Source organism: Falsiroseomonas sp. E2-1-a20 (assembly GCF_051433195.1).
Lineage (GTDB): Bacteria > Pseudomonadota > Alphaproteobacteria > Acetobacterales > Acetobacteraceae > Falsiroseomonas.
The window spans coordinates 1-11,452 of sequence record NZ_JBHMFT010000019.1; the positions used below are offsets into that span (position 1 = coordinate 1).

Consider the following 11,452-nt stretch of genomic DNA (forward strand, 5'->3'; position numbering starts at 1 on the left):
CGACGCCACCGGTCCTCGCGGAGCGAGTAGAGGGCAGGCTTGCCCGTTGCGAGGGGACATCTCTGCCAACGCGGCACCTGACTACACGTCCGTCTGAAGCACGCTGTCCCGGATGCGCGATGCGGTTGCGACACCCACGCCCGCCGACCCGTGCCGCAGCCCGTACCCCAAGCCCGCGTGCAATCGCGTCCCGCACCGCCTGAGCCTTCGTCGCCGAAGTCCTCGGCCTCCCGAACCGTACGCCGCGCGCCCGCGCCTTTGCCCGTCCCTCCGCGACGGCCTCACGCACATAGGCTCGTCGCGCCGCTTCCAGATCGGAGGCGGTCACGGATCGCGCGGCGCCAGACTCGTCAGCTAATAGTACGGTCGCCCCACTGGCCTCGGCCTTGGCCAGCGCTGTCACGAGGTCCGGTAGGCTGCGGGCCAGCACCGCCAGATCGGCGACGAGGACAGTGCCGCCTTCATCGGTTAGCCGCCGGAGCAAGGCAGAGCGCACCGGCAGGCTAACGCGTCGCTGCCGCGTGCTCATCACCCCCTCTCGAAAAGCAACTCCGCAGGTCAATCCCGTGGCCTCGGCAGCCAGCCTGATGCGGCGCTCCTGCTCAGCCGCATCGAGCGGCGAAGCGGCCGAGGGTCGAGTGTAAGTGAAGCCGACCCGACCCCGACCATTATCAACCATCGCCGCCCTCCAATCAGTCCCAGCCTACCACGCCACCAAAAATCGTCATCAAAACCGGCGCCTGCCGATTTATGGAACAGGTAGGGCTGGTGGGACGGGGCGCACTGCCGCGACAGATCGGCGGGAGGTGTGGGCGCCGTTGCGTCGGCTCGGCTGAATGGACCGGCCAAACTGGTACCAATGAACTCCACGTCGATCATCTCGCCGCCCTACTGGGGCTTAAACTGCGGCATGGCCTCGCTGAAGCGGCTTGGCCTTTTGGTCGGCAAGACGCGCCTCGCAAAGTTGGTCGTCAAAGCCAACAGAGGCATCGAACTCTGGGTGCAGAAAAGGTACGTCGGTGCCAGACTGTAGTCCACCTATCAGCCGGTAGATGCCCGGCGCCTCGCAGCCAGAATGGAGGGCGCCGCCTTGGACCACGCTGACTTCGAAAGCCGCCTCAGGACGGCTCACAACAAGCAAGCACCGAAGCCACGTCAGATCAAACTCCCGACGCCGAACCACATTCACGTCTCCGGCGACACTTCATCGGTCACCATCCATCTCTCTGCCACCGCCGTCCTCGCCAACATGCAGGACGACGCCGCTGCTTTCGAGGGTTGGGCACTTGCTTTGATGTCTTGGTGCGATGTTGCGCGCATCGGCATCGATTGGAACGAGCCCGATACCAACGCTTTGGCGGCTGATCCAGGCCACTACCAACGCTTCCTCTACCGCGCCCGTCGCTTCGCCGCACTCCTCGGCCCCGGACGAATCGAGATATGCCAGCCGGACAGGCTCGACCAACTGCGGGTCGGTCGCGGCAAACAGGCGGTGCTGAACGTGGCTAGCCAGTGCCGCGTCAGCCCCTACGGCGACGCCCCGCTGGACTGGCGCACGCTGAGCGAGAACCAACTTGAGTGCTGGCTGACGGCGCCGAACTCCCCGGCGCGGCAGCGGCTTGTTGCTGCGCTGCGGCTGCATAAGCTTGATCGACAGTTCCCGGTTGGGGTTTTCGCCAGTAGCGTCTTGAGGTCGAATGCCGTGTTCACCGGAGGCAGTAGCGCCATCGACATCCTCGGCATCGACGAGTGCCGCACCCTGTGGCTCTTGGAGTTGAAGGCGCGGAGCAACGGGAAGGTCGGCGCGCTCTCAGAGCTATTGCTCTACTCCAACGTCATGCACGACGTGCTAACGGATCGCGAGCATTGGCGCTTCCATGTGCCTGCGCAGCCGATCAAGTCGGACATCGGTCCTGCCGAAATCCTCGGCTGCGACAGGGTAGAGGCGCGACTTCTCACACCACCCGTTCATCCACTGCTCGACCAAGCGACAACATCCGGCCGGAAGGTGTTCGAGATGCTGAACGAAGGCTCGGCCCGCTTGGGGTGGAACATCGGATTCGGCACCCTCGATGTCCGTCCATTTCTTGACGCCCACGACGAACCCAGCAGGGCCGTCTCACCTGCTGGGGCGACTCGACAGAAGGAGCACACGGCGTGATGACGGAGGGCAAGTTGGTCCCCGCCCGGAGGCGCTGGTCGGCACCTTGAGAGACACGGAGAATCTTCAGCCGCGCTCTCCGCCCATCATTACCGACCCGAGATCATGCCGAACTGACCCCTGTGGGAACATAGGGGCGATATGAACTGTCTTTGAGTGGGTCGAGACGATGCTTGTGGCGTTGGTGTGCCAGCGTCGGTCAGGTGGAATGCCGTTTCGACTCCGTCACAGGCGTCCCGCTTCCGTCACGGGCGTGTGCGTCTGGCCCTGCTCCGCTGAGCTAAACCGCCTAATCCTCCTCCCTCCACCACCACAGCGCGGCCAACGCGGCGTCCTCTCGAAGTTTGAACAGCACCTCCTTGCCGAGGTTGAGCAGGAAGTCGCCCTAGCAGTTCTCAGCGCGCCATGACCGCACCACCTCAGCCTCGCTGAGGGCAATGGGGACGGCCATGTAGGTGCCGTCCTCGTGCCGCTCCCATTCCGCCCTTTGCATCATCCCGGAGCCCCAGGTTGATGGGCTGCGCTGGCCTTGGGACGGCCCTTGCTGCGCAGGGTGCCAGCCAGCGCCTTCTCTCTACGCTGCCGATCGCGCTGCGCCTGCTTGCGCCGCCTATCATCAGCGCGACGTTCCTGCTCCCGCTCCTCGCGGGACTTGCCGGAGTTTGCTGCCCGCGTGCCCGCCACGGGTCCCGGCTTGGGTCTCGCCACCTCAAGAATGCCAGCTTCGACGACAGCCTCAAGCGTCACGTCCTCAGCGATACCCTCATCCCGCAGCATCTCGGCCAGTGCCTCCGCCTGCCAAAGGTCGTAAAGATAGACCGTGTAGGTTCCGTCGAAGTCCGACATGCGGGCGGCGCCGCGCATCACGAACTGCCAGATGTCCTCCCGCTCGCGGGCGCGCTCGATCTCCTCCCGCGTCAGGCCAAACACGTCGAGCAGTACGGCATCGTTGGGCTGCGCCTTGCTGCTATAGATGTACGCGCAGGAGGTGAGATCGCGATACTCGTTAGAACCAGCCAGCTTTGGCCGCACCTGCTTGCCGCTCACGCGACCTTCGAAGTACTGACATACTGCGCCATTGCCGCTCCAATATCCCAGTGAGTCACCCAGCCCTTCGAGGTAGCGGCAGACTGCGGCGAGGCAACGCTTTCCCTCGCGCGCCTTGCCGGGATCGTTTGGAAACCACCACTCCGTGGAGGCGCGATGACCATGGGTGAAGTAGCAAATGCGCACCGTCGGCTTCAGGCGTGCTGCACTCCCGGCAACCTCCCGCTGGACGAACTCGACCTCATCAGTGCACCACCGACGGGACGCCAGGAATGGCAGACTGTGGAAAAACCCGGAGGCCGCGAGGGTGATCGTCTTGAACAAACCCAACTCTGCTGGTGTCCATGCGGAACACCAACGCACGGGCCGATTGCTTTCGCGCGCATCGCGCCAGTCGCCGACATCGACGCACACGCCCTGGGGGGATCGGATGCGCTTGTGAAAAGCAGCCAACCCCTTCACGAGATCGTCCTGCATGATCTGGCCAACGGTCGGCGCGTCGCTGCTTAGCGACACACGATACCACTCCGTCTGATCCACGGGGCTAAGCGTGTATGAGGATTCAAAGAACCGGCTCGATGATGGGACGCAGAACTGTCCCGCCACAGTTGCCTGTGGGACTTCATCGACGCGGATGTGCCAGTCTCGACCAGCCACGCATGCGAAGTCGGTCTGCACCAGGGCCTCGTGGGTGATGACGAGGATGCAGTGGGGCAGCGAGGAGTATTCCTCGATGGCGTCGGAGATGTTCCGGCTGACGCTGTTGGAGCGTCGGTGTTTGACCCCACTGTGGATGGCGCGGACGACCGGCTCAGTGCCGGATTTGGCGGCCTCGCGTTCGAGGTCCCGCAGCTTTTCGCCGATGAGGTCGAGTGTCGGCAGGGCGAGGATGTAGCGGCCCGTGACGCTCGTCATCTCGACCAGCATCTCGATAGTCTTGCCGCAACCCGGCGGGCCGGTGAGTACGTTTACGCGGATCATAGCGAATTTCCAGAGAGTTCATGTAGTAGAGGTGGATGCGGTAGTAGTTCGATAAATGCGTCCGGTGCGTGTCTATTAGGAACTATCCGTGACGTATTTTCACCGTTGCATGATCTGCTGCCGTCCCGCTACTCGGTCTTGATCACGAGGCATCAGCGACTTGGCGTTGATCTCCATCTCGCGAGGCGCGAAGCACCTGACCGATGGGCGCACGACGAGCGCGGATGCGCGCGGAGCGCGTGACGCGCTTGGAGTGAGGACGCCGCAGGCGGCCGCTGCCCGAGGTTAGGTGCCGGTCGGGCGCAGGCCCGTTGGGCCAAGCCGGACCCGACAAATCGATTCGTATCGAGTGTGTGATGTCGCGAACGGATGCTGTTGGCTTCAGGAAGAACTGACGGTTCCCGCTGGGCAGGACCGCGCAAGAAGCGCGATCCCGCCCGGCACGAACGGACACGGGAGAGAACCGGGCTCGCGCCCTCGACGTGCAGGTGGCCATGCGCTCCTGCGTCGCGCACGCCCACATGCCCGCCGTTCCCACCCGCGTCTTTCGCTTTGCGTCCTCTGGTGGGTTGCCTGTTCCTGTCGCGATGAATGGCCTTCTGCGTCGCGATGAATGGCCTGCGGCGCGGGATGGCGGTCGTGTGGTTTGCCCGACACGCAGCGGACGGAGTTCGGCCGGATCACGCTTCACCACAGCGAGGTACTGGCCCGGTCGTGCAGTCGATGCCTGTTCCGCTACGTTGCCTGCCGGGCAGCAAGGACGTGCCCTCATCCGCGAACTCGCGGGAAGTCGTATCTGACATAAAACGGTAGTCCGTGACTCAGCATATTCGTTGAGACCGGCCTCGATCACAGGTCCACTGACTGGACCCCGCCTTTGCGGGCGGCTTGGTCTGAGGATGGGCCACGGGCAGCTACTCCCGCGAGCCCTCTATCCTATACCGGAGACCAGATTGTCAACCCACGGTTGATAATCCTGGTCTCTCTGCGCTGCTCGGATGCCGAACGTCTGTGGAGGCGTTCCCCCCGCCTATGGGCATGTCCGCACTGACGATCATCCAGATCGTCAAAACGCGTTTTCGCCGACGACGCTTTCGACGATCTCGTTCTCGGCGGACCTGTCGCGAGGGATGTCCGGGAGCGGATCGTGATCCCACTCCGCTGACCGCCTCGGCTTTCCGATCGTCGAAAGTGTCGAGACGATAGGGAGTGTCGGCGTCGGTGCAGATCGTCCGACCCGAGGCTGCTCGCCGGTCTCAGCCGTTCATCTTGTCGTCGAACTGACGGTCACGCTCGCCTCGCCGGTTCGAGCCGCCGAACCACCAGGATGGTGCTGTCAAAGTTCGCGGGATGATCCGCCCTGGTGCATGGACTGGCCACCTCGGACGGCGCTGTCACACCGGCAACCCCCAGGAGGATCGTGCGCGGGATCGCTCGCGCTGTGCAGTACAGATGCCAGCCCGCCAGTTGGCGATCGTCGAAAGAGGCTGACGGCGGCGATCCGGCAAGGTCGTGAAGCAGTCGCGCGGGCCGATCTCCACGATGCTGCCCAGTGGCATTCGCCGTCAGCATGGCGAGAGTCCGATGAGCGCCTACGGCCTAAGAGCCAGAGCCGAAGAGACGCCGCCGCACACCATACTGCTGCGTCACTGAACGAGAAAAGTGAGAGCCGAGAGGCCGTTCCCAAGCTGAATGTCGGGGGTTCGATTCCCCCCGCCCGCTCCATCCCCTTCAGCGCGGATTGCGCCGCCAGAGCGACACGCTCAGCACCGCCGCGAAGCCGATCCAGCCGAGGTAGGGCAGCGTCAGCGCCGCCGCGGTACCGTCCACACGGCGCGAGGCCGCCGCCAGCGCCACCGCATTGCCGACGGCGACCACGGATTCCGCCGCCATCGCGCCCCGGTCGCGCCGGCCGAAGCCCAGCCACAGCCAGGCGGCGTTCAGCCCCTGCGCCCCGAACCAGTGCAGCAGCGCCTGGCTGCGCGCCGCGCCGCGCGGTGCGCGCCACAGCCGCCAGCCGGCCACCGCGAGCCCGGCCCAGAGCGGCCCCCAGACGCCGAAGGCCCAGTCCGGCGGCGTGAAGCCGGGCTTGTCCAGCCGCTTGTAGTCGCGCCGGATGCGCGGGTTGACCGGCGCCGGAGACCACAGCGCCGAAAGCACACCGGAGGCCAGCAGCGCGCCACCGAGGGCCAGCGCTCCGAACACGGGATCTCCGCCGGGATGGTTTGAGCGCTGGGATCGCATGCGGGGCCTCCTCATGATGGCGCCCAACACCGCGCTGCGGCGGCGGGTTCCCTCAGGCGCCGGCCCCGGCGTCCCGCAGAAGCTGGTCCAGGCGGTCCGCCGCCGCCGCCCAACTGCCATGGCGCAGCACCTGCGCGCGTGCCGCGAGGCCCAGGTCGTGCCGCATCGGCGCGTCCCGGAACAGGGCGATGACGGCCTCCGCCAGTGCGGCCGGTCCGGTGGCGACCAGCGCCTGGTGGCCCGCCGGCAGGACCAGGCCGTTGGTGGCCAGCGGCGTCATCACCACCGGCCGCGCGCAGGCCCAGGACTCCAGCACCTTGTTCTTGATCCCGGCGCCACTGCGCATCGGCGCGAGGGTGACCCAGCACCGCCCCAGCACCGCCACCATCTCCGCCACATCCGCCGCCACCTCGATCCCGTCCCAGCCATGCAGCGCCGCCACCTCGGCCACCGGGTTGCGGCCGGCGACGATGAAGCGGGCGCCGGGGACGGCGCTGCGGATGCGCGGCCAGATCGCCGCCGCCGCGTGCAGCACCGCATCGATGTTCGGCGCGAAATCCAGCGAGCCGATGAAGCCGAGCATGGGCTGTGCGGCCTCCGCCGGAACCAGCGCCGCCTCCGGCACCTCCACCCCGTTCGGCACGACATGCACGCGGCCGCGCCCGCCGATGCGGGACAGCCAGGCGGCATCGCGTTCGCCGACGCAGGTGGTGGCGGCGAAGCGGCGGACGGCGCGGCGCGCGGACAGCGTCGCGACCGGAAGCTGGCTCAGGTTGCGCCAGCGTTCCCGCGGGCCGCCGACCAGGGCGCCGTGCCAGAACTCCAGCGGGTTGCAGTCGATCATGTCCATCACGGCGGGCGGCAGGCCGGGCCAAGCTTCTTCCGCCCCCGGCCAGGCCAGCGCGCGGTGCGGCCGGCGGTCCCGGACCAGGCGCTCCACCGCGGTGCGCAGCACGCCAGGGTCGAAGCGCCATGGGTAGGTCACGCCGGGGCCATGCAGCGCCAGCGGCACGTGCTCCACGGGGCCGGGCGGCGGCGCCGCCGGGCCGGATGGCGCCAGCAGCAGGATCGACCAGCGCGCCGCCAGGTGCCGCAGCAGCCCATCCACGCGCAGCGCATAGCCGTTGCGCACCGGCCAGGGCGGCAGGGTGCAGACGGCCAGCAGCACCGGGCGAGGCGGCAGGCCGTCCGGTGCCGGGCTCATGCCGCTACTGCGGCTGCACCCCGAGGTCGCGCAGGATGCGGCCGTAATTGGCGTATTCCGCGTGGATCATCCGGGTCAGCTCGGCCCGGGGCACGAAGCTCACCGGGCTGCGGCTGGTGGCCAGCACGCGGCGCACCGTGGGGTCCTCGAGGCCGGCGCGGCAGGCTTCCTCCAGCCGGTCGAGGATCGCGACCGGCGTGCCGCGCGGGGCATAGATGCCGACCTGGGAGAATTGCTGCGCGTCGATACCCTGTTCGCGCGCCGTCGGCACCTCCGGGAAGTCCGGATGGCGGTTGGCGGAGAAGACGGCGAGCATGCGCATGCGCCCCGCCTGCACCAGTTCGGCCACGGAGCTGACGATGGCGGCGGAGAAGTCCAGGCGCCCGGCCAGCGTATCGTTCACATGCGGCGCCTCGCCCCGGTAGGGAATGTGGTTCATGTCCACGCCGGTCGCGCGCTGCACGCGCCAGACCGCGAGCTGCGGCAGGGAATTGGGCCCCGGGCTGCCGAAGCTCAGCGGCCGCCGGCGAGCCTCCTCGACCAGGCCGGCCAGGTCCTGGATCGGGCTTTCGGCACGCACGGCGACGGTGATGACGTTCTCGTTCGTGCCGCACACGCCTTCGAAATTCTCCGGCCCGATGCCGGGGTTCCGCAGCAGGTGCGGCTGCACCACGATGGCCGTCATCGGCGTATGGCCCAGCGTGTAGCCATCCGCCGCCGCCGCGGCGACGACCCGCATGCCGACGACGCCGGAGGCCCCGTCGCGCGTGGTCAGCACCAGCGGCTGGCGCAGCGTGCGCTGAAGGTGTTCGCTCATCGCGCGCATCAGCACATCCGCGGCGCCGGGCGAGTAGGGCATGATCATGGTGATCGGACGCTCGGGAAAGCCTTGCGCCGCCGCCGGAGCAAGGGGAGACAGCGCCAGCAGCGCCGCCAGGACAACACGCCGCATCTCGCTCACTCCTCAATGATGGCCACGGCGCGCGTCCAGCCGGCGGAGGCGCGCTCGATCTTGATGGGGAAGCAGATGACGCTGAAGCCGTGCGGCGGCAGCGCATCCAGGTTGCCGAGCTTTTCCATGTGGCAGTAGCCGATCTCGCGGCCGGCACGATGGCCTTCCCAGATCAGCGAGGCGTCGCCGGTTTCCCGCACGCGGCGGGCCGTGTGGCTGAAGGGCGCGTCCCAGGACCAGGCATCCGTGCCCACCACGCGCACGCCCTGTTCCAGCATCCACAGCGTCGCCGCCTTGCCGATGCCGCAGCCGGTGTCGATGAAGTCCGCCTCGCCATAGCGCGCCCCGGCGGCGGTGTTCACGACGACGATCTCGAGCGGCTTCAGCACGTGGCCGATGCGGTCCAACTCCCGCCGGATGTCGTCCGGCGTCGCGACGTAGCCATCCTCGAAATGCCGGAAATCCAGCTTCACGCCGGGCTGGAAGCACCAGTCCAGCGGCACCTCGTCGATCCGCATGGAGGGCCTGCCGCCAGGCACCAGCGCCTCGTCCATGCGCGAGAAGTAGTGGTAGGGCGCGTCGAGATGCGTGCCGTTGTGGGTGGAGATCGCCACCTGCTCCACCGCCGCATACTCGCCCTCCGGCAGCGCCTCGACAGGCACGCCCATCAGCGCGGCCATCGAGGGCGCGGTCGCGTGGTGATCGCGGTAGTCGATCTTCGGCAGCATGTGCGGCGGGTCGGACGCGATGCCGGCCTTCAGCGTGGAGGAGATGTCGATGATGCGTCTTGGCATGGTCCTGCCGTTTCCCCGGTTGTCGTTGCTTCAGTCGGGCCAGGCCGGCGCCGGCAGGACCGCGGCGCGGCATTCGCCGAAGCCGATCGGCACGGCGCCCGGCGCATGCGCCCGCGCGCGGAAGATCACCTCGTCGCCATCCTCCAGGAAGCCTCGCGCCTCCCCGTTCGGCAGCGCGACCGGTCCGGTCAGCGCGATTTCGGCAAGGCAGGCGCGGGCGCCGTCCCCGGGGCCTGAGCAGGTCCCGCTGCCGAACAGGTCGCCCGGCAGCAGGCTGCACCCGTTGGAGGCGTGGTGGGCGACGAGCTGCGCGGGGGTCCAGACCATCGCGGCGAATTCCGTGGCGGTGATGCGCGCCGCGGCCAGGCCCGCCGCGCGCATCGCGGGCGTCAGCAGCAGCACCTGCATGGCGACGGACAATTGCCCGCCGGTGGCATGAAGATGCGCGGGCACCGGCAGGTCGCCGGCAGGGCGTCGGGCGACCCCGGTGGCGAAGGGGATCATCGCCTCCGCCGTCACCACCCAGGGGGAGACGGTGGTGCCCAGGCTCTTGCCCAGGAAGGGGCCGAGCGGCGCCATCTCCAGCATCTGGATCTCCCGCGCCGACCAGTCGTTCAACAGGCCGTAGCCGAACAGCCGCGACGGTGCCTGGCGCATCGGCACCGGCGTGCCCAACGCGTTCTCCCCGGCGATCCAGATCGCCAGTTCAAGCTCGAAGTCCAGCCGCCGTTCCGGGCCGAAGGTCACGCTGCCATCGGCCTCCCGCCGCTGCCCGTTCGGCCGCACCACCGGCGTGCCGCTGACGCGGAGCGAGGAGGCGCGGGAGTGGTAGGCGACCGGCAGATGCTCGAAGGCCGGCGGCAGCGGCGCCTGCGGGTTCTTCAGCGCGCCCAGCCGGGCGGAATGGTCGCGGGAGACCATGAAGTCCGTGAAGTTGGCGACCGCGGCGGGCAGGTGCAGCGCCACCTCCGCCATCGGCACCAGGATCGCCCCGGCCCGCGCCTGGCCCGCGCCGCCCTGGCGCAGCAGGCGGGAGGCGTCCGCGCGCAGCCGGGCCGAGGCCTCGCGGCCAAGGGCCATCAGCGGGTTCAGGGTCGGCGCCGACAGCACCTCCGCATCCTGGAGCAGCCCGGCCTCGCCGGCGGCACGCAGGTCCAGCACCTGGTCGCCGATCGCCATGCCGATGCGCGGGGCGCCGCCGGGGCGGGAGAACACGCCGAGCGGCAGGTTCTGGATCGGGAAGTCGGTGTCCGGCGCATGGGCCGAGTCCACCCAGGACCGCAGGGCGGGATCATGCGTTTCGTTGGGCGTTTCCATGCGCGCATGATGTCGCGCTGGACAGCGCTTGCCTAGAGGAAATATAAATTTCGCCGATGATCGAACAAACCCTCGATTCGACCTTGGCCGAGTCCGCCGCCCGGCGGCTGCGGCACGACATCGTCGCCGGCAGCCTGGCGCCGGAGGCGCGGCTGCGGCTGCGCGACCTGACGGCCAAGTACGGCCTGGGCGCCACCCCGCTGCGGGAGGCGCTGGCCAGGCTGGCGGCGGAGGGGCTGGTGGTGCTGGAGGGGCAGAAGGGCTTCTCCGTGCCGCCCGTCACCCGCGCCCACCTGGACGACATCACCCGGTCCCGCCAGATCGTGGAGCCGGAGGCGCTGCGCCTGGCGATGCAATCCGGCGATGCGGAATGGGAGGATGGGATCGTCACCGCGCTGTCGCTGCTGCGGCACGAGATCGGCCGCCGCGACCCGGGGAGCGAAGACTGGCTGGATCGCTACGAGGCGCGGCACCATCGCTTCCACGCCGCCTTGATCGCCGGCTGCCCCCTGCCCTCGCTCAAGCGGTTCTGCGAGGAGCTGTATGTCCAGAAGACCCGCTACCGCCGCGTCATGAAGATCGCCTTCCACGACTGGGACCACATGCTGGGCGTTCATGTCCGCCTGGCCGACCTGGCGCTGGCGCGGGACGCGGAGGCGGCCGGCCAGTTGGCCGCGCATATCGGCAAGACGGCCGAGCATGTGCTCGCGCTGCTGGACGGCCAGGCGCGCACCGGCTGAGCCGGCACCGAG

General features: G+C 68.3%; 9 protein-coding genes. 2 read left to right on the forward strand and 7 right to left on the reverse strand.

Annotation, left to right across the window (positions count from 1 at the left end; translation table 11 throughout):
• Positions 1–679, reverse strand: a 679-nt coding sequence (locus tag ACFHPP_RS20555; protein ID WP_437165108.1) for a recombinase family protein, incomplete at its 3' end; no start/stop codon positions are given.
• Between the two features lie 411 nt (positions 680–1,090).
• Here ACFHPP_RS20555 and ACFHPP_RS20560 point away from each other — a divergent pair.
• The gene (locus ACFHPP_RS20560; RefSeq protein ID WP_437165109.1) at positions 1,091–2,161 is read left to right on the forward strand and encodes a hypothetical protein; all 1,071 of its coding nucleotides are present in this window, start codon (positions 1,091–1,093) and stop codon (positions 2,159–2,161) included.
• A 492-nt stretch (positions 2,162–2,653) separates the two neighbouring features.
• Here ACFHPP_RS20560 and ACFHPP_RS20565 read toward each other — a convergent pair whose 3' ends face one another.
• The 6 genes from ACFHPP_RS20565 to fahA form a co-directional block, all read right to left on the reverse strand.
• Positions 2,654–4,189: a hypothetical protein gene (locus ACFHPP_RS20565; protein WP_437165110.1), complete on the reverse strand. Its 1,536-nt coding sequence runs from the start codon at positions 4,187–4,189 to the stop codon at positions 2,654–2,656.
• A 1,731-nt stretch (positions 4,190–5,920) separates the two neighbouring features.
• Positions 5,921–6,394, reverse strand: a complete 474-nt coding sequence (locus tag ACFHPP_RS20570; RefSeq protein WP_437165111.1) for a TspO/MBR family protein — start codon at positions 6,392–6,394, stop codon at positions 5,921–5,923.
• Positions 6,395–6,485: 91 nt separating this feature from the next.
• Positions 6,486–7,637, reverse strand: coding sequence for a glycosyltransferase family 4 protein (locus tag ACFHPP_RS20575; protein WP_437165112.1), 1,152 nt, complete (start codon positions 7,635–7,637; stop codon positions 6,486–6,488).
• Between the two features lie 4 nt (positions 7,638–7,641).
• Positions 7,642–8,589 (reverse strand): Bug family tripartite tricarboxylate transporter substrate binding protein, encoded by a 948-nt coding sequence (locus tag ACFHPP_RS20580; protein ID WP_437165113.1) that lies wholly within the window; start codon positions 8,587–8,589, stop codon positions 7,642–7,644.
• Positions 8,590–8,594: 5 nt separating this feature from the next.
• The gene (locus tag ACFHPP_RS20585; protein WP_430671661.1) at positions 8,595–9,383 is read right to left on the reverse strand and encodes a cyclase family protein; all 789 of its coding nucleotides are present in this window, start codon (positions 9,381–9,383) and stop codon (positions 8,595–8,597) included.
• A gap of 30 nt (positions 9,384–9,413) precedes the next feature.
• The gene (gene fahA, locus ACFHPP_RS20590) at positions 9,414–10,700 is read right to left on the reverse strand and encodes a fumarylacetoacetase (protein WP_437165114.1); all 1,287 of its coding nucleotides are present in this window, start codon (positions 10,698–10,700) and stop codon (positions 9,414–9,416) included.
• A gap of 56 nt (positions 10,701–10,756) precedes the next feature.
• On the opposite strand from fahA, the gene ACFHPP_RS20595 reads away from it, so the two are divergent.
• A complete protein-coding gene (locus tag ACFHPP_RS20595; protein WP_437165115.1) occupies positions 10,757–11,440 on the forward strand; it encodes a GntR family transcriptional regulator in 684 nt (227 codons plus the stop codon).
• The last annotated feature ends 12 nt before the right edge of the window (positions 11,441–11,452 follow it).

Coding starts and splice junctions, on each gene's coding strand:
- ACFHPP_RS20575 (WP_437165112.1), bottom strand. CDS start 7,637: ATGAGCCCGGCACCGGACGGCCTGCCGCCTCGCCCGGTGCTGCTGGCC.
- ACFHPP_RS20565 (WP_437165110.1), bottom strand. CDS start 4,189: ATGATCCGCGTAAACGTACTCACCGGCCCGCCGGGTTGCGGCAAGACT.
- ACFHPP_RS20580 (WP_437165113.1), bottom strand. CDS start 8,589: ATGCGGCGTGTTGTCCTGGCGGCGCTGCTGGCGCTGTCTCCCCTTGCT.
- ACFHPP_RS20585 (WP_430671661.1), bottom strand. CDS start 9,383: ATGCCAAGACGCATCATCGACATCTCCTCCACGCTGAAGGCCGGCATC.
- ACFHPP_RS20595 (WP_437165115.1), top strand. CDS start 10,757: ATGATCGAACAAACCCTCGATTCGACCTTGGCCGAGTCCGCCGCCCGG.
- fahA (WP_437165114.1), bottom strand. CDS start 10,700: ATGGAAACGCCCAACGAAACGCATGATCCCGCCCTGCGGTCCTGGGTG.